We start from the raw sequence: 23532 nt of genomic DNA, 5'->3' as shown, positions 1-23532 counted from the left end.
CTGTAGAAATAGCCCAGATATAGAATGTGTTAACTTTATAAAAGTTTCAAAACTCTGATAAAATATGCAAAACCAAAACCTTTTCCCGAATTGAAAACTCTTCATTTTTTAATTCAAGAATATAATTTCCGTCAGACAAACCAATTTCTTTGATATTTAATTCTATTTGATTTATATCAGAATTTTGAGGAGTAAAAATTGATGAAAACTTATTTATTCCGAGAATTGAATAAATATTCAATTCTACTTTTTGAGCATTATTTATTGAATATGAAATATTTAAAATATCGTTGCAGGGATTTGGAAAAATACTGACTGTATTTTTTTCTTGATAAATATTTTCTGAAAATGATGTAAAAGTTCTGCTCCATTTTATTGCATCAAAAGCAACTGACTGCCCTTGTATTCCGGTATTATCGCCAAGATAAACATAATTTGAATCGCCTGGAGCAAATGGGAAAAATCCGAGCGATACCCATTCATCGGAATAATTTCCCTGATTGATAGAAATTGTAGTGTCTCCTCCTGAATATTGAATTTTATAAAGTGAGTTTTCAGCATTTGCATCTATGGGCGGAATAAAAGCAGAAACTTCATAAATTCCCGAATCCGGCAGATTAGGTGTCCAGCTCACCCAGCAAATATCTTCCTGATAATCTACGGTGATAGTAAACCAGGAATGATCATTGTATCCCGAAAAATTGTCCCTGAAATATTTCTGATGAGAAGGTGGCTGATTGAAAATATAAAATCCATTGTCATAAAAAATATCGTCGATAATTGTATCATTATATAAAGAAAATTCACTTCTGCTTTTTAATGTCCATGCAACACCACCATGCGTCCCATCAGCATCCAGATTTTGAAAACCATTGTTAAATCCGGGCCAGTCGTAATATGCAAGTTGTCCGTCGTAGCTTGGATAGTTGGGGGTATTTTTATTTCCAAAAGGATCGCGAAATATTAAAGTTTGCTGAACAGGGATATAGCCAACAGCCAAAGTCAAATGACCACTTTGAGTTAGCCAACTGCAAATTGTGTGAGGATATCCGTTGTCTATTTCATTTGCAGTATTTTGAAAAGTGCAGGAACTCAACCATAATTGATCTGAATTAATTCCATGATTTTCATAATACTGTTTCATTTTTGAGCTTGGCGAAGATGAACCGTTCCACATATAACCATATCCGCCATAAGCATCTGTTCCGTAGGCATTTGCATAAACTTCGTAATAAATTTCGTTGAAACGATAAAGTTCAGAAACATAGGAACCATAGTGGCTAATATGCGGTGATGGATAACTTATTTGAGTTTCCCATTTTGGAAGTCGATTGTAAAAAGCAATTGCCATGACAGCGGTTGCAGGAGCACATGAGCCGCTGCCATCGTGCCAATCGGGCGTATCGTAAACTTGATGAACGTATGGAACTTTTGAAGTGTCAATAAAAATCCCGGAATTTGTTAACTTATTAAAATGGAAATGCTCTATCGGCAATTTTCCTTTAGATTTTAAAATCAGATATATATCTTTCAGCATGAAATTATCTATGTCGAAAATTGCTTCATATATTTCTCTGTTTTCTAAAGTATGAAATATTAGTTTATTATCACCAAAAATTTGAACTCCGGCTTCGTTTACGTCCTTTGTATTCGAGAGATTTTTCGTTAGGCTACCATCAAATTTCGAGATAAAAATGTCGGAACCCAAAAACCTGAAATTCATGACCCTGCTCTTAATAAAAATCAAAAACTCAGAGTTTAAAGTCCAAACTGCTAAATTTCCATCGCCTATTTCATAGATTTTACTTTTAGCTTTTTCCCACACATAATTTTTCCCTGTAACAGAACTAAACAGTAACTTTTTACCATCCGGCGACCATTTCGGATAAAGATAAGCACCTTTATTATCAGTAATTTGAATGATCTTTTTCGATTCAAAACTGAAAAGAAAAAGTTGCCCATTGTGGCTAAAAACAAGCTTTTGCTCATCTGGCGAAATATCTGTTATATTTGAATATTCGTAAAGGCAAAATTTTGCAAATTTGTTTTTCTGCTCAAAAAATAAAGTGTCTGCAATCGTATAAAAAACCTTCCCTTTATTTGTAAAATTGGGCTGCCCACAAAGCTGAGTAAAATTGCTAAAAATTCTTACTTTTTTAGAAGTAATATCTATAACTGCAGGAGCCTGCATTCGGTTTTGGTCAATCATTTTGAAAGCAATTTTGCTACCATCAGGCGACAAATTGTAATACCTACCACAACTCGGCGAGCTATGAAGAATTTCATATTTATTGTTTTTTATCAAATAAATATTTGAAGCATAATTATCACTGGCGATTATACCGAAAGGGCTGTAGTTCAAATTTGTAAAATATCCCGTTTCTTCAACTTTATACCAGTTTGTTTCAGAAATTTGAGAATAAGCAACTTTTAGCTTGAGTAAAAGAATAATGATTATGAAAATATATGTTTTTGAATTATATGCCATTTGTTCAATTTCATTTCATTTCAAAATAATTGTAAAACTATTGTTTTTTAGCTACTAACTCACGACAATACATTTTTTTTAATCCATTCTTTAAACAAAGGATCGCTAAGTTGATAATTGTTTTTTTCATTTTTAATAAGTACACCCTTGTTTTTCAATTGGTTTAAAGTTCGGAAAACGTTGATGCCGCTATTTTTCAGAGATGCATATACTCCATTTTTTGAATCGACTATGGCTATAATTACTTTCACACTTGCTTTGCTCGAAGATATTTCTTCCCAGCTTTTTTCAAGATAGTTTCGCTCCGATTGTAGCATAGATTCAATAAGCTGATTGTATGTCGGTATTTTTTCGTACAATTTAAAAAATATAATTGTTTCTTGCAAAGCCAGTTGCGAATAGTATGGATGACCCTGAGAAAACTGCAAAATTTGTTCGGATATTTTTTCGTATTTCTCAATTCCAAACGCTTTGAATTTCTTTTTAAAATATATGGCAAATTTTTGAGGTTCAATAAATCCTAAATTTATAACACGAGCAAAACGATAGAAAGGCGATTTTTTTGTTACAAACATTGAGTTCATGACGGATTCGTAACTGCCGGAAAAAATATAACTTGTGTTTTTATGCTTCTGTATTTTCGAACGAAAAAGTTTAACTATCTGATTTCCATCAAGTTTAGAAATGTCGCCAAATTCGTCAAAAGCAAATATCATTTGACTGTTGTGCTTTATAGAATATTCGTCAATAAAGTCGATGCTATTTTCGAGCAATTTCCATTCGTTCTGATTGCTGTCGGCAAAGCTCAAAATGAACTCAAAATCTTCTATTACTGCTTTTAGGTTTGCATTTTTAAATAACTGAAGAGCCGAGCGTGCCGATTTTTTAAAGATATTGTCGAGTTTATTGTTTTTGAGAACTTGGGCAGTAATTTGTTCTGAAAGTGAAGGTATTGTAGGCGATGAAAAAACATCAATAAAACCGGCATAATATTTTTTCTTTTTTAGTTGGGACAAAATTTCCAGCACTAAAGATGTTTTCCCAAACCTTCGCGGAGCAATAAGAACTATGCTTTGCCCCATTAAAATCAATTCTACAACTTTATTAATGTCGTCTTCACGACCAATAAATTCGTTGCCACTGACAGGTATTCCAACTTTTATTTTTGTCATATGCTCATTTATATTTTTACAAATATAACATATTCATTTAATACATTACAAGTATAGTACATATATAATTATATTTATATATAGTTTTTTTAGGTTTCATATAAAGCTGTATTACTGCTTTTTACAATAGTACTATAACTGTATAGTACTTGTTGCGTACTACGTATATATATTATTTATCTATTATAAATATATAGTACATAATCTGTACTATACACAAATTGTACTACGAATTTATTCTTAATAATGATTACTTTGATTAAATACGACTATTAATATAAAATTATGTTTAACAGTTTTGGCATGATTCAAATTCGCAAACAAATGGTGCGTCAGTGTCCTTTTTCGGCTACAACTAACATTTCAAAATCGTTGGTAGTAAGTTTATGCTTTCTCGAAAACGCTCCAAGTCGTGCACCGAAAATACCAATTGTTTTAAAACCGACAGATTTCAGTAGCCAGGTTATTTCGGGTGGTACATAGAATCTTTCATTGCATTTCAATTCTTTTTCCAGGCCATCGTCGTCAGAAAATTTGGTAAGATTATGGTCGCGAAAAGTCATCAAATCGAAAGAGTTTTTATTGTAGGTAGCATTTCCTTCCTCAGATTCGGAAGCCAGAAAATCTTTCACAGAATGGAAAAGCGGAAATAAACCATTTAAAGTTGTAAAAATCAATTTCCCATTTTGTTTCAAGGCTTTAGCTGCATTGCTTAGAATTTGAAAATTCATCTCGTCAGTTTCCATCAATGGAAATCCTCCCTCGCAAATCATAATTGCTGCATCAAATTCGCTCTCGAAAGGAAGATTTCTGGCATCATGTTTTTGAAAATCGATACTCTGATTTTGTTCCCCAGCCTTGAATTTTGCGCGCCTGAGTTGCGATTCCGACAAATCTATCCCCGTCATGCGAAATCCACGTTTCGATAATTCTATGGAATGCCGCCCTGTACCGCAGCCTATGTCCAAAATATTTGCCGATTTATTTCCAATTTCCTTCTCAATAAAATCGCATTCGCCAATCGTTCCCTGAGTGAAACTTTCTTTATCGTATTTCTTTCCGTAATTCTCAAAAAGCTCTTCATACCATTGTTTCATAGTTTTAATTTTCAAAATATTACAAAACTGTTAAACTATTTTTATTCTATTTCATACTTCCAAAATGTAAATGTAGAAATAAAGTTCTGTTTTTGGTGCTAATTGTTTAATTTCGTAGCTAAAAAAAATGAAATAAATGATAAATAATTTTCTAAAATATTTAGTTATAGCATTTTTCATATTTTTTTGTCAATTCTCTATAGCTCAAAAAACTGCTAATACCGACAGCATAAATTCCAATATTTTGGAAACAAAATCTGATGAATTGTCCGATAAGGAAAAGTTAGAACTTTTGAATAGTTTTTCTCAAAGATTTTCTTTGATGAAGCCTACACAAATGATAGAATATGCAAAAGAAGCCTTGAAGATATCGCAAAAATTAGAAAACAAAAAGGGCGAAATTATTGCATACAATAATATTGGCGATGGATATTATAATTTGAATGAATACGAAGATGCGATAAAATTCTATCTGAAAGCACTGGAAATTAATGAAGAAATAGACGATAAAGCCGGAGTTACAAATTCTTACAATAATTTAAGCGAAGTTTATAAGTTTTTGAAAAATTTTGAGCTTGCCGAAGAATATTTAAAAAAATCCTTAACAATTGCAAAATCGGTTTCAGACAATGGACAAATTCAGGTTGCATACAACAATTTGGGTAATTATTATTGCCAGTTGTATAAAAACGAACTCGCAATTGAGAATTTCCAACTTTCGTTAGAATTCTCTATCCAAAATGGCGATACTATCGGAATTGCAGCTTGTTACAACAATATTGGAAATGTATATAAAAACATTGGAAACAATCCTGAGGCATTGAAATATTACCTCAAAGCAAACGATTATTTCATACTAATGAACGATCCGTTTTATACCTCAGGTTCGTACGGAAATATTGCGGTTATCTATTCGGCAATGAACGATGAAGAAAATGCTCTGAAGTACTTTTCAAAATCGTATGAAATTAAAAAAAACCTTGGATTTACAAGAGGAATTTCAAAACTGATATGCAATATTGCCCAGTTGTACTACATGAAAAATGAATTTGAGAAATCTGTGCAGTATCTTGACACTGCCTTACTCTACGCAAAAGAAACCAATTCTCCCGAAAATATTTACAAAATATATTATTATTTTTCTGTGCTGTATAATGATGCCAAAGAATTTGAATTAGCTCTGAAATATCACAAACTTTTCACTGCAAAAAAGGACAGTTTATTTACAATTGAAAGCTCGAAAAAAATTGCCGATATGCAGGTAAAGTACGATACTCAGAAAAAAGAAAAAGAAAATGAGCTTCTCCGGAAGGAAAGCCAAATTCAGAAACACTATCGAAATTTCCTGATTTTGAGCACTTTATTAATTCTAATAATTGCGATTATTACATTCAACAGATATTTACTTAAAAAGCGAACTAACAAACTTTTGTCGGAAAAAAAGCAAGAACTCGAAATTCTGATTGCAACAAAAGACAAGTTTTTTTCGATAATTGCCCACGATTTGAAAAACCCGTTCGGGACACTATTGTCGGTCTCTGAACTTCTTGCAAACAATTATTCTGAACTATCCGACGAACATAAAATCAAAATTATTAATACGATTAACAATTCGGCGAACCTAACTCACAATCTTCTCGAAAATTTGCTGCATTGGTCAATTTCTCAAAGAGGAACCATGCCTTTCAATCCGTCTGAAATAAGCATTAATGAAGTTATTTCAGACACTTGTTCTCTATTACAACTTAACTTAGAAAAGAAAAACCTTACTTTGAGTAAACATTTAACCAAAACTCATATTAGTTTTGCCGATAGAAATATGATTGCTACGGTTTTCAGAAATATTTTGTCGAATGCGATAAAATTTACTCCTGATAACGGAAATATTTCAATTTTTATTAAAGAAAATAACGAATTTAACCTGATTTCGATTGAAGATACGGGTATTGGGATGAGCCAGCAAGACCTTCAAAAACTGTTTAAAATTGAGGTTAAAAATTCTTCCATCGGCAAATCGAAAGAAAAAGGTACAGGCTTGGGTTTAATTTTATGCAAAGAATTTATTACAAAAAATAATGGGAAAATACAGGTAGAAAGTCAGCCGAATGTGGGCAGCAAGTTTACTGTTTCTATCCCAAAGTCCAGAAAATCTTAAATAGAGTTGAAAAATTAATTTATGAGAATCATAATAATAGACGAAATTCACAATATTTTAATAGAAAAATTCACAAACTTTGGCTACTCCTGTGAATATAATCCCAAAATTAAAAGAGAAGAAATTCTAAAAACTATACGGGATTTTGACGGACTGATAGTTAGGAGCAAAACAAAAATAGACAAGCAAATTTTGCACGAAGCGAAAAAGCTAAAATTCATTGGCAGAGTAGGTTCTGGTTTAGAAAATATTGATGTAAAATTTGCAGAAGGACTAAATATAAAATGCTTTAATTCGCCTGAAGGCAATTGCAATTCGGTGGCAGAGCAGGCAATCGGAATGCTTTTGTCTGTTTTGAATAATATTGTTCCTGCATTTCATCAAATAAAAAATGGAATTTGGCAAAGAGAAGCCAACCGTGGAATCGAGTTGATGGGCAAAACAATTGGAATTATTGGCTACGGAAATGTAGGCTCGGCTTTAGCAAAACGATTGAGCAGTTTTGGAGTGCAGGTTTTTGCATACGATAAATATAAATTTGGCTTTTCAGATGATTTTGCAAAAGAAAAATCTATAGACGAAATTTTCAGATATGCCGATATTTTAAGTTTGCATATTCCACTAACTCAGGAAACCGAATACCTGATTAATGATGATTTTTTGAAAAAATTTAAGAAAAAAATCTTTTTGATAAACACTTCTCGAGGGAAAATTGTAAAAACTTCCGATTTAGTAGGAAATCTTAAGACAGGGAAAGTTTCCGGAGCATGTCTTGATGTTCTTGAATATGAAAAAATCACTTTCGAGGAATTGTACAATTCTGAAAATCAGGAAGAATTGAAATATTTAACTTCCGTTGAAAATGTAATATTAAGCCCACATATTGCCGGACTGACCCACGAATCGAACTATAAGCTGTCAGAAATTCTGGCAGACAAAATAATTGAGTATTGTAAAAAGGATAAATTTTGCGTTTAATTTTTCAAACTTTGATTTTTATCCTTTACTAATTTAGAATTTTTAGCTATTATTACCCTCAAAATTTTGAAACAAAAAACAAAAACAACAAAATGGATTTTAATTTAAGTGAAGAGCATAAGCTTATTAGAGAGACAGTTAGAGATTTTGCTGAACGAGAAGTAAAACCACTTGCCAAAGATTTGGACGAGAAAGGAGAATTTTCTATTGAGCTTACCAAAAAAATTGGTGAATTGGGTTTATTCGGAATGTATTTACCAGAAAAGTATGACGGCGGAGGTATGGATACCTTATCATACATAATTGCTGTTGAAGAAATGGCACGTATTGACAGTTCGCAAGCAGCAACACTTGCAGCCCACAATTCTCTCGGAATAGGACCAATATATTATTTTGGCAGTGAAGAGCAAAAAATGAAATATTTGCCAAAACTTTGTACAGGCAATCATTTGTGGGGTTTTGGGCTGACCGAACCCGATGCCGGCTCAGATTCTCGAGGAACAAAAACCAAGGCCAAACTCGAAAACGGTGAATGGACAATTAATGGAAGTAAAATATTCATTACAAATGGCTCATCGGAATTGTCGCTTGGCTCATCAGTTCAGGCTGTTACCGATATAGTTGATGGCAAAAAAATATTTTCAACAATTCTTGTCGATATAGGGACTGAAGGTTTCACCACAGCGCAAATGCACGGAAAAATGATGTGGCGAGCCTCCGATACCGCCGAATTGTATTTCGACGATTGCAAAGTTCCAAAAGAAAATTTGCTTGGAAAAATTGGAGAAGGCTCAAAAATTATGCTCAGCACCTTAGACAATGGCAGATTGTCGATTGCAGCAATTGGCCTTGGCCTGGCTCAAGGAGCCTTCGAATTGGCATTGCAGTATTCCAAGGAAAGAAAACAATTCGGGAAAGCTATTTCAAAATTTCAAATAAATGCTTTCAAATTGGCAGATATGGCAACAAAAATTGAACTTGCCAGAACACTTCTCTATAAAGCATGTTGGCTGAAAGACAATAATTTAGCGTTTGCAAAAGAAGGTGCAATGTGCAAACTTTATTGCTCCGAAATTGCCAAACAAGTAGCCGACGAAGCAGTTCAAATTCACGGTGGCTATGGCTTGATGAAAGATTACGACATAGAAAGATTGTATCGCGACCAACGACTTCTACAAATTGGTGAAGGAACATCAGAAATTCAAAGATTGGTGATTTCTCGACATATTGGTTGTTAATTGATTTTGTTATTGCAACTTCAATTTAGTGCATTAATAAGCTTTATTATTTTGTTAAATTTGAGCAGATTAAAGAAGAAACTGAAACAATTGTTTCACAATTCAAAAATACTGAACGCAGTAAAACTGAAACTACTGTTTCATAATTATAAAATGCAGTAAATGAGCAATATTGTTAGAAATATTGATTATCATGAATTTTTAGAACAAGTATTAGGAGAAATTCAAAAAGCAAGAATAAAAGTATTATGAAAAATAATCCATTAGATATAAAAGAAAAAAAAAACAGTTTGTAATTACGATTGATAAAAAACAATTAAACTCCGACTACATATTAGATTTACTAAATTGGTTACATAGTTTAAGGCATAAAACAGATGAATTTAATGACATGATCGTAAAATCTCAATCAACAAAAAATACAAAAGAAGAAGCTCGAACTTGGAATTATTCAGGAAGTGTTGATATCAACTTGCAAATAGATAATATAAATTTAAGAGATTTTGCATATGATTAATGTGAATTATTAACATAAAATATTAAAAACAGCGTCAACTTTTTACTTGTCTTAGAAATCTATATTTTTTTTAGTGAATGCAAGAGAGTAAGTAATGATGTTCGCACCAAAAGGTTTGGACTCAACTTATTTGCATTCACAGGTTTCCCAGAAACTCTAAGCCATATGTTGCAGTTCCACGCTTTTTTTATTTCAAATTATTTGAAACAGCTTATCTGGAATTGTAAGCAATAAAAACAAAGTGTATGAATCAAATGAAAAAAGAATTAATCACAATTATTGTTTTTTTTATAATAGGAACAAGCCTATTTGCTCAGAAGAAAACGAATTTTGATTTCAAGTTAATTGATAATGACGATGCTGCTTTTGGCGTTAATACAAAATTATTTGATGGGGATGACGAAATAGATCTTACTTTTCCTTTTTTTCCACTTTTAAGATTCCAACCTCGAAATTTTGCATTCGGTCCTACTTTAGTAATGACGAACGAAAATTTCCCTATTGATTTTAGATTTCAAATTCCTATTAGAAATAATGCCTTTTTAGTTCATAATTTGAATAGTAGTAGTGCCACTTTACATACAATTACAGGAATAAGTCCAACACTTGATTTAAAAATAAAACTTGGCAAATATAATAAGAAACAAATTAGACCAACTGTATTGATAGGCTGCTCATATGACATTGGTATAAGATATAGGCAAAAAGTTGGAACATTTGACATCTTCAAACAAATATGGAAATATCCAAAAACTGTAAATGAGGATATTAATAATCTAAATAGTAAAGGTCTTGATATGCGTATAGGCATAGGAATTGATCGAAAAAAAGACGGTTACCTTAACTCATTTTCAATAGTTTACAGACATAAGTTATATAATCTTTTTAATACAAATTATGTTGATGAGAATGGTAATAAGCCATATGAAAACTATGAAACAACTTGGGGGACAATAAGTTTTGTATATACTACAAATATGCCATTTAAGGAAAGAATTAAAAAGCGATCAACCAAAAGGGAATAAAGTGTACGATATTGAGATTGTTTCAATTTTCTTTCATAATAATATCAAGAAGATTGCAACCATCAACTTTGACGATTTTAAAATATTTCTGAAATTGAAATTATAGACTTGAATATATAATTTATGCTGGTGTCATTCTTGAATATATTGAAAAATGCCAGTTAATATACACTGTAATAATCAATTTCGAATTAATTGCTTTCAGTTTTAAATAATAATTTCAGTTTAAGCAAAACTGTTGTAGCACATCACATGAACATAGCTCTAATTGACAATTTCGATTCATTCACATACAATTTGGTTCATATTCTGGAGCAATTTGCTGATGAAATTCAAGTTGTGCGATATAATCTTGTTCAGATAGATAGTCTCGAACAATATGATAGAATAATTTTATCTCCGGGACCCGGATTGCCTTCAGACTTAGAAAAGTTAAACCAAATTATAGAAATGTATTCGTCATTAAAACCAATTCTTGGTATATGCCTTGGACATCAGGCAATTGCCGAATATTTTGGTGCAAAACTTAAAAATCTTAAAGAACCTGATCATGGAATTCAAAAAAATACAATTGTAATAGACAAAAAGGAAATTTTGTTTAGAGAAATTCCTGAGAAATTTTTGTCGGGCAGATATCATTCCTGGGCTGCTAATGATCGAAATTTTCCTGACGAACTAAAAATCACAGCTATAGATGAAGACAATAGAATAATGGGGATTAGTCATAAAACATTAAATATAAAAGGTTTACAATTTCATCCGGAATCAATTATGACAGAATATGGAAAAGAGATTTTAGAGAATTGGATAAAATATTCGTAAGTATTTTTGAAAACATGATAAACAAATTATTCAAAAAAAGCTTCTTTTTAGTTGCATTGCAAATCCTAACATTGTTAGTTTTTGCACTCTTAATTTTAGGGGCATTCGGGATTACAAACGATGATAAAAATTTTGTAAAAATCCTACGAAACACGAATATTTCTACTCTTATAGTTTGGTCTTATTGGTGGCCATTAATTATTGTCTCAGCTATACTTTTCGGTAGGTTTTGGTGCTCCATTTGCCCAATGGAATTGATTACTTCTTTTTTCGGAAAAATTGGATTAAGAAAAAAACCAAACAATCTTTTAAAATCGGGTTGGATAATTACTCTGTTTTATATACTAATTTTAATAGTTGGGATTCACACCTTAGCAATTCATCGCATTCCGCATGTTATGGCAATCTATCTGCTTATTCTATTTTTTGCTGCAATAGCGATTGGATATATTTGGGAAAAAAGAACATTTTGTACATATGTTTGCCCGATTGGACATTTGCTGGGATTATATTCACTGCTTTCATTCAAGAAACTAAGGGTTAAAGAGGTAAAAATTTGCAAGAATTGTAGTAGCAAAGATTGCATCAGCAAAAACAATCATTACAAGTTTGTTGGCCGGTCGTGCACTTCTGAGCTTTATCCAGCAAATATTTCTGATAATAGGGATTGTATTTTATGTGGTCAATGCCATAAATCTTGCACGAGAAATAATATTGCCATTCAAAAACGAAAATTTGCAGCCGATTTATTTACAGAAATAAAACTTTCCTGGGCAGAAATTTCGTTTTTTATTATTTTAAGTGGTTTTGTTGTATATGAGATTCTATCGGAATGGAAAGTTACAAAAAGTTTCTTAATGGCTTTTCCAGACTGGATTAACCAATTTTCAGGTGTCGAAGGAAATTATAAAGGAACAGTAAAAGCCTTTGTATTGTTTTTCGTTTTTCCAACTTTTTTCTACACAATTCTGGTGCTATTAAAAAAAGTTTTTGCAAAAGAAACTTTCAAAAATTCGCTCACACAACTTGTAATTGCAATTTTGCCAATAACAGCAAGCATGCACTTACTGAAGACAATTTTTAAAACCACATCACGAATCCCTTACTGGAAATTTGCAATATCAGACCCAATTGGCGTAGATTCGGCACAGCAAATAAAGCAAAACCCAGATTTGCTAAATGATGGATTTTTATCAATACTTTCTCCATATATTGGAACAATTGCAATCTTACTTTCTGCTGGAGGTATTATTTTATCATTGTTGATTGTTCGAAAACAAAAATTCAACAATAATTATTCTCGGATAATTTCAATTATTGGGATTTTGATTTATGCAGGAATATTTTTAATTTCGTTGACTGCAAGGAAGTTCTTATGAGTATTAATTATTAAACTATGAAAATAAAAAAAATAACATTTCTGATTTTAGGAATATTAGCAATAATAAGTGTTGCTAAATCTCAAAAAGTATTTTCAGTTGACTATGCAAATCAAGCAGATGTAAAAGTTTATGTGGTGGAATATGAAAACCAAGCCGACCTGAAAGTTTACAAAGTAAAATACCAAAATCAAGCAGGAAAAAACAACGGTAAATGGTTTTTTACAAAATACGCAAATCAGGCTGAAAAAAAAATCTATTTTGTAGATTATGCTAATCAAGCTGACATAAAGATATTTTTCGTAAAATATGAAAATCAGGCTGGCTGGCGAAAAAAATCCAAAATGAATTTTATGTATTGATTTTGGAAGGAGGCTTCACTTTTTTTCTCCCATAAATTACACAGATTTTTGTTGATTTTTTTCTGCGGGAAAATAAATTAAGTATCAATTCTAATATTTAATCAGCTTAAATTGATTAATTTCATAATCTGTAGATATTCTTAAACAAAACACTCCTTTTTGCAAGGATGAAATATCCAAAGCAATTTCAGATTGAAAATTATAAGCCTGCATAAATAATATTTTTCCATCAAGATTAATTATTTCAACATATGTTTTTTCACAAGTATTGTTAGTCAAAACATTGACAATATCTTCAGCCGGATTTGGATAAATTTTGATATTATCAATTCCCATTTCATTTGAGCCAACCGTTCCTCCAAAAATGTTATCAAAAATCTGGGCATATTGATACGAACCGCCACAATTACTTGCCGCATCCCAATTTACCGACCAAGTCATCATTCCTGCAAGATCGGGATAACCTGCAGAGTTTTGCAGAGAATATGCCCCTACTTGCGTTCCATTTCCCATCAAATAATTTATTGCATTTTCCACAACATTTGAGTTTGTATAACCACCGCCCGCCGCTGATGGACAAGCCGGTAGTGCAACGGCTACTTTGCTTGCTGGAAGCCCAGTAAATTGTCCACCTTGAGTGTTAAATCCCTGAATTACTGCTTCCGTCATAGCCACAATAAAATCTCCAGTACTTTGGCCATACAGATTTCCATCGATTCCCAACATTGAACCTGTATTGTACAACTGCACCTGAAGAATATCAATAGAATCTCTTAGGGCATGAATAACTGGAAGATAAGCACCCCAAATACTTCCGAAAGCAGACTGCCCGCCCTGTACATAGGCTGTCTCCGGAGCCATTGTTAGCAATAGTTTTTTGCCATTTAAAATATGGTAGTCAAGCATTATTTGCTTAATTGCATCTATTAGATTTATCAAGTGTGCGTCTATTGGAGAGTTAATAGTACCTCCTGTAACATAAATTGAACTTCCTTCCAAATCAATATCAATTCCATCGAATCCGTAGGTATTTATTATGTTGTTCATTGTGCTAATGAATGTATCGCGCTCAGTCAGATTGTTCAATTTTACGTAAGCTGTTGCTCCGCCAATGCTTATCAGAACTTTCTTCCCCTGATTTTGAATTGTCTGAATTTGTGAAATAAATTGCGATTGCGAAACCTGACTGGGTGCAAATTCCATGTCGTAATAAGTTCCGACTTGAGGCGTTGCAAATGCCACTTCAATAATATTATATCTGCTGTCAATCTGGTCTAAATCAATATAAGGAGCACCGGAAATGTTCCAATTATGGAAATAACCAACAAGGGCGGGATTGGGAATTTGTGCTTGCCCTGAAAATGAACAAATTACTATTATAAAAATCAGAGTTGGCAAGCTTAAAAGTTTAAGTTTTGTTTTCATGGCTATTAGTTTTATTTAAGTAAAATCATTTTTCTGACTTGGGTAGCTTCCTCATTTACAATTAGTTTTGCAAAATATATTCCATTTTGGAAATTCTTTGCATTCCAAACTACTGAAGATTGATTTTTAGCAATTTCGAAATCAGCAATTTTCTGATTGGCAAAATTATATATTTCAATTTCTGCATTTTCGATAGCGGGACTAAAAAGGATTTTTGTGCTGGTTTTAAATGGATTAGGATAATTTATGAATTTCTCTTCGTGAGAAACCAAATTGTTGAATCCAACATTCGAATTTGTTTTCAATTTTAGTCCTACTGGGCGATGATCGGAAATATAACTATCATATTCGGAAAAACCGCCTGCCAGAAAATCATCAACTTTAATTGTTTGAATATCAGAATACTCATTATTGAATTCATCAAAAAGTTCATTGGAAATCAAAATATGGTCGATATGTGAAGGCCATGAAGGATAAGACCATTCAGAAATGTTCCCCTGAGCAATTTCCATATCAGCAAAAAAATAGTTTGTTGTATCGTCAATCAATGCTTGAAACACATTATTTTCCTGACTTTCTGCAATTTCGTCGTTCAAATCGCCCAGCAAAATAACATTGTCATGCTCAAAATAATAATCGATGTATTGCTTCAACAAATTGCAAGCATCGAAGCGGCGAGTTTCCTCGTCCCAAGGATCTGTAAGGTCAAGAATTTCGTCGCCGCAACATTTCAGGTGATTGTTTATTAAAATAAAATTCTCACCTGAATAATTTATTTCCATAATTAGAGGAGGTCTCGGAAATGGCCGCCAATATTCCGATGTAAACAATATTTCGTGAATGCTTAAAACCTCAATTTTGTCGGGTTTGTAAATATATGCCAGCCCCGAGTATTCGCTATTTTCAAAATGTCCGTCATATCCTGTAAGATTATCAACTAATTGATTGAATTCGGTTTCTTCATTAATTTCCTGCAATGCCAAAATATCCACATCAAGAGCTTCAATTATATGCCTGACATAATCGATTGTTGTCTGACCGTTTTTTGGAAACCATTCGATATTCCATGAAACGATTTCCAAAGTAGAATCTGTTCCAAAATTTAAGTCATCAATTGTTTGAGCCGACAAATTGAAACTGAATGTTACTAAAACTAATAATCGTATTGTTTTATTTATTTTCATATTGTTTTATTGAGTTTTCATAACATTAATACATACTCCTTCAAGAAAAAAATCAATTTTGTTTTAATAATTCCCAAATTAATTCATAACAAAGTTAAAACTTTAGATGAGAACTTTCTAATTCAAATCTGCCGGTTTCACAACAAAACGGGCAGAAAATCGGCTTCTTTGTTCAATTAAGATAGTTTTTTCATGAAGAACTCTGTTTATTGTGTCTTGATTGTAATATCGAATAGTTATTAATTCGACATTTTCGTTGTACAAAACTTTGTATTCTTCTTTTAAGATATTTATTAATTTTTCAACTTTAGTTAAATCATTGTCAATGCAAACAGAAAAACTAATTGCAGAATTTTCCATCAAATTGATTTTGATATTAGCATCAGCAAAAGTTCTGAAAATTTCGCTCAGGTTTTCTTCAACAACAAAAGAAAAATCTCGCGACGAAATTGAAATCAGAACCTGGTCTATTCTAAAAATAAATGATGGAATCAAGGAATCTTCTTCTGAGCGATTATCTATAATTGTTCCGGTTTCTTGTGGTGATAAAAATGAATTTACAAAAAGTGGAATATTCTTGTTTTGCAGAGGTTTTATTGTTTTTGGGTGAATTATGGTTGCCCCGTAATATGCAAGCTCAATGGCTTCTTTATAGGAAATATGACTTAGTTTTTCGGTAGTATCAAACCATTTTGGATCAGCATTTAAAATTCCTGGAACATCTTTCCAGACCACCATTTTTTCTGCATCAAGAATGTTTGCCAAAATTGAGGCAGTATAATCTGAGCCTTCTCTACCAAGTGTGGTGGAATTTTCGCCATCGGAGGCAATAAATCCCTGTGTTACACAAACTTTTGAATTGGAAAAATTGAATTTATCTTTGATAGGATTTTCCGATTTTTCCCACAAAACATTGGCTTCGCCATAGCAATTATCTGTCCTTAAACATGTTTTGATATCGACATATTCGCATGGGAAAAATATCTTCAAATATTCGCTAACAATTTTCGTTGAAAATATTTCGCCAAAAGATACTATTTGATCATATGCAAAATTATAATCGGTAGGTGTAGGTTTGGAAATTAAATTTAATAGCTTTTCCGAAATTTCTAATATTTCATCTTTTATTGGGTGATTTTCAGGAAATAAGCCATCTACAATTTTCATGTGATAATCTATAATATCATCAAATTTTTCATTGAAATTTGCATCATTCTTCAAATACTTTTCAACCAATTCTTCAAGGGCATTGGTCGTTTTGTTCATTGCTGAAATCACAACTACCAAATCTTCATTGCAGGCTTCTACAATATTTTTCAAACCTACTACAGATTCTACATTTTTTACAGAAGCCCCTCCAAACTTATAAACAATCATTTTTTCTCTTTTTTATCGAAATCCTAAACTTTCACAGCACATTTTCAATCAAATGTTCGGCAATTTGTATGGCGTTTGTTGCAGCACCTTTTCTTAAATTGTCAGCTACTATCCACAAATTCAATGAATTATCCTGCGAAAAATCCCGCCTTATTCTTCCCACAAAAATCTCGTCTTTACCTTCTGCTAAAATTGGCATTGGATAAATATTTTTTTCTGGCTCATCCATCACACTTACACCTGGCGTATTTTGCAAAATTTGTTTTAGTTCTAAAATTTCAAAATCGTTTTCAAACTCTACGTTCACAGATTCGGAATGCCCGCCAACTACTGGTACTCGCACCGCTGTTGCAGTAATCCTTATATTTGGATCAAGTATTTTTTGGGTTTCGTTCACCAATTTATTTTCCTCTTTCGTATAAAAGTTTTCGGTAAAATCATCGCAGTGAGGAAGGCAATTTTTATAAATTTGATGAGGGTAAGTCTTTTCTACATCAATATTCTTCCTTTCACTTTCTAATTGTTTGAGAGCCGAGGCACCGGTTCCGCTCACCGATTGATAGGTGGAAACTACAATTCGCCGAATCGAATATTGCTTGTGCAAAGCTAAAAGTGGGACAAGCAATTGAATTGTTGAGCAATTTGGGTTTGCAATTATTTTGTCTGATTTTGCTAACAGATGAGCATTTATTTCAGGAACAATAAGTTTTATTTTGGGGTCCATTCGCCAAGCCGAGGAATTGTCGATAACTACGGTTTCGCTGGCAGCAAATTTCGGAGCATAATGTCGCGAAACTTTGGCTCCTGCCGAAAATAAAGCAATCTTGGGTTTCTGCAAAATTGCTTCATCAATTGAGCAAACTCTAATTTTTTCATTCTTAAAAACCATTTCCCTGCCGATAGATTTTTCCGAAGCTGCTAAAATTAATTTACCTACTGGAAAGTTTCTCTGCTCAAGAACTTTTAACATTACACTCCCAACAAGTCCTGTTACTCCAATAATTGCTATTTTCATATATTATATTTTTCACTTGGCAAAATAAGTATTTCTTCCTTAAATCCGCAAACGGATTCTCCTTATCCACGAATTACGCGAATTTCACTAATTTTTTAATCACTTTACAGTGTTGTGATAAAATGTCTAATTTTCTGATTTATTTACACTAAATTAAATCCTGGCGGATTTTAGGTTCTTTTTGAAAGCATTCGGCTTTTATACGATAATAATTATTCAATAATTTATTCTTGAAATATTTCTAACTATTAATGGTTTATTATATTTACCATCAATTCCGTTGGTGTGAAGCGGATATTATATTGTTTTATTTCATTGTAAATGTTGTTCTACAAAGGATTGAAAGCGAAGATGCAATTTTCGTTTAGCGGGGATACAATCCTTTCGGAAGCTTAAAAACAAAAAATATAGATAAAATCGCAGCAATAGCTGACATTTTAAATGTAAAAATCAATCCAAACTTATCGCTTAAAAACCTAACAAGCATCACCAAAATTGTTCCTATCACAAATGTTACTGTCATAAAAATGCTATTCATGAAGGTATGCCTTTCAGTTTTTATATCTTGTACAAAGGTAAGAAAAACCGGTGCAACATATTAATTTGAACTACTTGCCGAAATGATTCGTAAGATTACTCCTTGTTAATTTTTTTATAAATTTGTCTTAATTTTTTTTTAAATAATAAATAAAGCTATGGATATGAAAATATTATTGTTTGCAATCGTTTTTCTGGCAGCTTTTACAATAAAAGCGCAGGAAATTCAGGTTTCTATGGATGAAGAAGGAAAAGTGGAATTAATTGACTCGAAACTTGAGAAGAAGATTAGACTTTTTTCAGAATACAAAGGGATGATAGAAGCAAGACTGTTTCAAAGTTCTGATACTACTTATGTGTTGGAAATATTATATCAGCCTGCCGATAAACTGTTAAAAATCAGAAAACCTCTTTTACAAGAACAAGTTCAGGATTTCAGAAAAATGGTAACTGCCAGCATACAGCAACAGGCACCAGAAATAGCAATTAACCAAGAAGGACGGACCAAATTGCTCATAAGCACAAGTATCCATAGCCTTGGATATTATGGTTGGACCGTTCCAAATGTATTACAAATAGAAAACAACAAAGCCTTTGTAGGATTATATATGTTGACCAGTGGAGCAGGATTTTACATACCCTTTGCTTTGACAAAGAAAATTAGAGTAACAGATGCAGATGCAAGCTTGAGCATATATGGCCAGTCAAGAGGTATAGGGCATGGAGTATTTCTGACATTATTATTTGATGAAAATGCCAGCGAACAGGCTGTACTTGCGATGGGAATGCTTGCCAGCCTTGCAGAAGGAATAGGTGGGTATGTCTGGGCCGATCGAACTAAAATGACTGCTGGATCGGCTTCAGCAATAGGTGTAATGGGAGATTTCGGAATTGTAATTGGATTAGGAACAGCACATATTACCGGTTTTTTTGATGATTTTAATGTCAGTAAATTGTCCGCTAGCATTCTGCTGGGTTCGGCAGCAGGAATCACCTCAGGTGTTTTACTGGCCGGAAATCAATCTTACACTAAGGGAGATGCCTATGTACTTAGGAGTGCTGGTACACTGGGAGCCTATGTTTCATTAACAGCAGCTATAATTGCAGAGCCGAATAATGAAAAATCATATACAGCAGCGCTTACCTTCGGCTCAATTGGAGGAATAGCAATTGGACATGCACTAACAAAAGGACATGATTTTACTACCGGACAAGGTGTACTTATAAGTTTGAGTGAATTAGCTGGCGGATTGATAGGTTTAGGTACAGGTTACCTTATTTCCTCAGATTCAGATGATTCGTACAAATTGTTTATTACAACAAGTGCTTTGGGGGCAGTGGGAGGCTTTGCTTTGATGACAAATTACTATTCGAAAAAAGCCCATGTCGAAACTAAAGATTTCGCCTTAAATTTTAACATCAATCCTCACGGTTTATTGGGACTTGCAAAAGGCAATAAGTACAATATTAATAAAATGCCAATGCCTGTTTTCAGTGCAATCTTAAGCTTTTAAATCCTAGCTCGTGGGGATTTATATTTGCCAGACTTTAGCATAGATAGAAATTATTCATTAGAATTAATGTTAATTTAGTATTGATAGATGCACGGATTGCAAATCCTCGCTAGCTGGGATAAAAAAACAAAATCTCAAAAACATTATCCAAAGATTAAACAGTATATCAAAATTTGCCCTGATTTAGAACTGTAGATTTACAATATAACTATTTATTGACAACTTGCTAACATTCAGCTTATTTCGGATTTTCGAAATGGTTGTTATAGAATTGTCTTAGAACGTGCAGTGGAGAGAAAACTCTTTCACGACTTGATGGATTATCACAAATAGTATCTTTTTCTATGAAAAATATTATAAATTCTAGTTCTAAGTTTTAACCAAAAATTTAATCTATACAATTTATCTATAACCTCTGATTCATTGCAGTCATACCAATGAACTATGATATTTCTCTCTCTTAATATACAAAATTTATAGTTTAAAATCCAATCATCAAAAGAATGATAACTAGTATCAATAGAAAGGAGTAGAGTGTCAAGATTCCTGTTATATACACAATGCTGCCAAAAATTGCCAGAGTTTATAATCAGTTTTCGACTATTAATAAAATATCTATTACAAGAATGAGGAAACTCTGAGTATATTCCGTAAAAACTTGTATCTATTTTTTGATTAATATCTTGACAATATGTTAATGAGCCAAAAATAGTGAATAGCGCAAAATAAATAACTTTCTTCTTCATCATTAATTTCCTTTTTTATGTTTATCAATAATTTGTTCGTATGAACGAACTGATTTCCCCCCCTGCTAGCACGGATTTGCAATCCGTGCATCCATAAAAGACAGAATACAAAGATTTACGCATAAGTCTTCAATTGAGGCATTTCTAAAATGTTTTCTAATAAATTTTATGGTTTTTATGAGTAAAAATATCTACCCAACCAACTGTTGTCATGGTGATATAATATGCTCTATCAGGTTCATATATTTTATATTTGTCAGACATTTAGCAAAAATAAAAATTATTCATTAGAATTAATGTTAATTTGGTATTGATAGACGCACGGATTGCAAATCCTCGCTAGCTGGGATTGATAAAGTTTATTTTTAGAATATCAATATCACCGAAATATCCATACGGAATACAAATCCGAGCTAGCAGGACTTTTTTGTTTTGCAAATTAAAAATGTTCATATAACAATGGTGGTAAGGAATTTTTACAAGCTTTACCAAATATTTCTAACCTTTTTAAACGGCAATGCAACTCTAATATTCTATTGTAGGTTTCTCGGTTAGTTGTACTAATTATTTGTTTTCTTTTGTTCTTAAAAAAAAGATTATTTTTCTTAAATAAAATGCCACAACAATTATTATCTATATATTCTTTTTCATTATAGCGGATGTAGTCAAGGTATTTCCTTTTTTTTATGATAATTTGATTTTGATTGCCATAAATAGTTTTTTCTTTAATAAATAATGTATCACCCTTTTTTGTATAATATAAAGTATCTGATTTTTCAACCATATCATTTACTACTATTGTATTTCTCCATAATATGTAGGTGTCGTTTATTTGTATTTCTAATATTCTGTCAGGATAGGAAAAGTATTTTCTGCCTGTTTTTTGAGAGTTTGAATTAATGATAATACAATACAATGCTATAATTATTAATTTAGACTTCATCATTTTATTAAAGGTTTTTCTTGCTTTTCAACCGATCATTAGCTATCTCCCAGCTCGTGCGAATTTGCAATCCACATGTCCTAAATATTTATTTCCCAGCTCACATTTGTATGTTCCAATTTAAGTATTCACAAAACAAATGTAGGAATAGTTTTTTTGGTTTTGTTTGAAAAAATGAAATGGGAGTGATTAGAAAGCGAAGTTTGAAAACTTTGCTTAGCCGATGTATAGAAAGTTCTCTTCTCAGAAATCCATATTGTTTTTGACCGCAAACCGATTTGTCGGCAAATTTTACCTCTGTCCTAAAGGATGATTTCCCGACAAATCGGTTTGCTACTGTGCAATACAGAAATTAGATATTTGTTGCAAAACACTTTCAAGATTGTTTATCACCTCATTGTTTTTGAAACGTAAAATATTAATTCCCAGATTTTTAATTTCTTCTTCTCGATTTTTGTCATTTATGGCAACATCCTTTTTGAGATGAATTTCTCCATCAAGTTCTATAACCAGCTTATATTTATGACAGTAAAAATCAGCAATAAAGCGGCTAATTGGATGTTGTCTTCGAAATTTCAAGTCCAATAACTTTTTATTTCGGAGTTCTTCCCATAAAATAATCTCAGCTTTGGTCATATGTTTTCGTAATTCCTCCGCTTTTTGAAAAGTGAAGGAAATACTATCGTAATACATATTGTCGATTTTAACCATATTTCTTGCAATCTAGCTTTTTTGTCCAACATTTTCTTCCTTCAGGACCGAGGCAAAAAATTAATGGACAAAGAAGCGGTTTCATCTATCTATATAATTCCCGAAGAATCTTGGATGTACAAAAAACAAACTTTCCATACTTAACTTTTATCATTTGCTGAACACCGAACTCCAGTATCGTATATAATACTGGGTTTCGAAATAGTTATTATAGAATTGTTTAAGAATGTGTAGGCCAACGTGGGTGCTAACGAAGAAAATTTATCTCACTGCAATCAGTCAAGATATCTTTAATATAATTCTTATCTTTGGAATATTCAATATTCTCAATCACAGATTCTTCAATATTTAGTATAAACTTTCCTTTCTTAAAAACAAAGACTAAAGCACTAACATATCTCAGCTTTTCACTACCCCATGTTTCTTCTTTTCTATAATACTTAATATCAAGCAGAATTTCACTGTAAAAATCTCTTATTGAACTTACATATCCAGTAAAAGTTCTTCTCTCTTTGTCATAGGATATTGACATTGAAGGACGATCACTTTTTACTATTTCTAATTTATAGTAATCACAATCCTCCTTTGTCCTTTTTTGTACTTGACTAATATTGAAGCAAGTATTTTTATAATAAATGCTATATTCTCTTGAAAGAAATATATGATTTTCAATTGCAATATAACTGGAATAAATAGTCCCAAACTTCTTCCCAATAAGTGAGTTTAGTTCTGAAACTATTTCATTTTGTAATTCTTCCTGATACAATTTCATTTTTTTTAATCTTATCATTCCTTGGAATTAAACCTAAGCTCAATAGGTTTAACTTTTCCTCCTGTGTTCTTCTTT

19 protein-coding genes are annotated in these 23532 nt (G+C 32.2%); 8 read left to right on the top strand and 11 right to left on the bottom strand.

Annotated elements, in window-relative coordinates:
- Nucleotides 1–46 precede the first annotated feature (46 nt).
- From HN894_11210 to HN894_11200, 3 genes are all read right to left on the bottom strand, one after another.
- Nucleotides 47–2488 (bottom strand): T9SS type A sorting domain-containing protein, encoded by a 2442-nt coding sequence (locus HN894_11210; protein ID MBT7143896.1) that lies wholly within the window; start codon nucleotides 2486–2488, stop codon nucleotides 47–49.
- 59 nt (nucleotides 2489–2547) lie between these two features.
- The gene (locus HN894_11205) at nucleotides 2548–3660 is read right to left on the bottom strand and encodes an ATP-binding protein (protein MBT7143895.1); all 1113 of its coding nucleotides are present in this window, start codon (nucleotides 3658–3660) and stop codon (nucleotides 2548–2550) included.
- 332 nt (nucleotides 3661–3992) lie between these two features.
- Complete coding sequence (locus HN894_11200) at nucleotides 3993–4757, bottom strand: class I SAM-dependent methyltransferase (protein MBT7143894.1); 765 nt, start codon at nucleotides 4755–4757, stop codon at nucleotides 3993–3995.
- 136 nt (nucleotides 4758–4893) lie between these two features.
- Between HN894_11200 and HN894_11195 the strand changes: the two genes are divergently transcribed.
- The 7 genes from HN894_11195 to HN894_11165 all read left to right on the top strand — a co-directional run bounded on the left by HN894_11195 (nucleotide 4894) and on the right by HN894_11165 (nucleotide 13233).
- The gene (locus HN894_11195) at nucleotides 4894–6912 is read left to right on the top strand and encodes a tetratricopeptide repeat protein (protein ID MBT7143893.1); all 2019 of its coding nucleotides are present in this window, start codon (nucleotides 4894–4896) and stop codon (nucleotides 6910–6912) included.
- 21 nt (nucleotides 6913–6933) lie between these two features.
- Nucleotides 6934–7890 carry a hydroxyacid dehydrogenase gene (locus HN894_11190; GenBank protein MBT7143892.1) on the top strand — a complete coding sequence of 319 codons (957 nt, stop codon included), beginning with the start codon at nucleotides 6934–6936 and terminating at the stop codon, nucleotides 7888–7890.
- Nucleotides 7891–7982: 92 nt separating this feature from the next.
- The gene (locus tag HN894_11185; GenBank protein MBT7143891.1) at nucleotides 7983–9128 is read left to right on the top strand and encodes an acyl-CoA dehydrogenase; all 1146 of its coding nucleotides are present in this window, start codon (nucleotides 7983–7985) and stop codon (nucleotides 9126–9128) included.
- A gap of 762 nt (nucleotides 9129–9890) precedes the next feature.
- The gene (locus tag HN894_11180) at nucleotides 9891–10670 is read left to right on the top strand and encodes a hypothetical protein (protein MBT7143890.1); all 780 of its coding nucleotides are present in this window, start codon (nucleotides 9891–9893) and stop codon (nucleotides 10668–10670) included.
- A gap of 252 nt (nucleotides 10671–10922) precedes the next feature.
- Nucleotides 10923–11492: an aminodeoxychorismate/anthranilate synthase component II gene (locus HN894_11175; GenBank protein MBT7143889.1), complete on the top strand. Its 570-nt coding sequence runs from the start codon at nucleotides 10923–10925 to the stop codon at nucleotides 11490–11492.
- A gap of 14 nt (nucleotides 11493–11506) precedes the next feature.
- Nucleotides 11507–12871 (top strand): 4Fe-4S binding protein, encoded by a 1365-nt coding sequence (locus HN894_11170; protein MBT7143888.1) that lies wholly within the window; start codon nucleotides 11507–11509, stop codon nucleotides 12869–12871.
- A gap of 44 nt (nucleotides 12872–12915) precedes the next feature.
- A complete protein-coding gene (locus HN894_11165; protein ID MBT7143887.1) occupies nucleotides 12916–13233 on the top strand; it encodes a hypothetical protein in 318 nt (105 codons plus the stop codon).
- A 90-nt stretch (nucleotides 13234–13323) separates the two neighbouring features.
- Here the strand turns inward: HN894_11165 and HN894_11160 are convergent, their stop codons facing one another.
- From HN894_11160 to HN894_11140, 5 genes are all read right to left on the bottom strand, one after another.
- On the bottom strand, nucleotides 13324–14658 hold the full coding sequence (locus HN894_11160) for a T9SS type A sorting domain-containing protein (protein ID MBT7143886.1): 1335 nt from the start codon (nucleotides 14656–14658) through the stop codon (nucleotides 13324–13326).
- Between the two features lie 11 nt (nucleotides 14659–14669).
- Complete coding sequence (locus tag HN894_11155) at nucleotides 14670–15842, bottom strand: T9SS type A sorting domain-containing protein (GenBank protein MBT7143885.1); 1173 nt, start codon at nucleotides 15840–15842, stop codon at nucleotides 14670–14672.
- Between the two features lie 117 nt (nucleotides 15843–15959).
- The gene (locus HN894_11150) at nucleotides 15960–17219 is read right to left on the bottom strand and encodes an aspartate kinase (GenBank protein ID MBT7143884.1); all 1260 of its coding nucleotides are present in this window, start codon (nucleotides 17217–17219) and stop codon (nucleotides 15960–15962) included.
- 31 nt (nucleotides 17220–17250) lie between these two features.
- Nucleotides 17251–18234 (bottom strand): aspartate-semialdehyde dehydrogenase, encoded by a 984-nt coding sequence (locus HN894_11145; protein MBT7143883.1) that lies wholly within the window; start codon nucleotides 18232–18234, stop codon nucleotides 17251–17253.
- Nucleotides 18235–18598: 364 nt separating this feature from the next.
- Complete coding sequence (locus HN894_11140; GenBank protein MBT7143882.1) at nucleotides 18599–18757, bottom strand: hypothetical protein; 159 nt, start codon at nucleotides 18755–18757, stop codon at nucleotides 18599–18601.
- Between the two features lie 172 nt (nucleotides 18758–18929).
- Between HN894_11140 and HN894_11135 the strand changes: the two genes are divergently transcribed.
- Nucleotides 18930–20285 carry a hypothetical protein gene (locus HN894_11135; protein MBT7143881.1) on the top strand — a complete coding sequence of 452 codons (1356 nt, stop codon included), beginning with the start codon at nucleotides 18930–18932 and terminating at the stop codon, nucleotides 20283–20285.
- Nucleotides 20286–21470: 1185 nt separating this feature from the next.
- Here HN894_11135 and HN894_11130 read toward each other — a convergent pair.
- From HN894_11130 to HN894_11120, 3 genes are all read right to left on the bottom strand, one after another.
- On the bottom strand, nucleotides 21471–21977 hold the full coding sequence (locus HN894_11130) for a hypothetical protein (GenBank protein ID MBT7143880.1): 507 nt from the start codon (nucleotides 21975–21977) through the stop codon (nucleotides 21471–21473).
- Nucleotides 21978–22307: 330 nt separating this feature from the next.
- The gene (locus tag HN894_11125; protein ID MBT7143879.1) at nucleotides 22308–22667 is read right to left on the bottom strand and encodes an endonuclease domain-containing protein; all 360 of its coding nucleotides are present in this window, start codon (nucleotides 22665–22667) and stop codon (nucleotides 22308–22310) included.
- Nucleotides 22668–22932: 265 nt separating this feature from the next.
- The gene (locus HN894_11120) at nucleotides 22933–23475 is read right to left on the bottom strand and encodes a hypothetical protein (GenBank protein ID MBT7143878.1); all 543 of its coding nucleotides are present in this window, start codon (nucleotides 23473–23475) and stop codon (nucleotides 22933–22935) included.
- Nucleotides 23476–23532 lie beyond the last annotated feature (57 nt).

The sequence above is a fragment of the Bacteroidota bacterium genome, from assembly GCA_018692315.1.
GTDB lineage: Bacteria > Bacteroidota > Bacteroidia > Bacteroidales > JABHKC01 > JABHKC01.
Note: the sequence above shows the minus strand (reverse complement) of the source record. Positions and strands in the feature narration are given on the sequence as shown.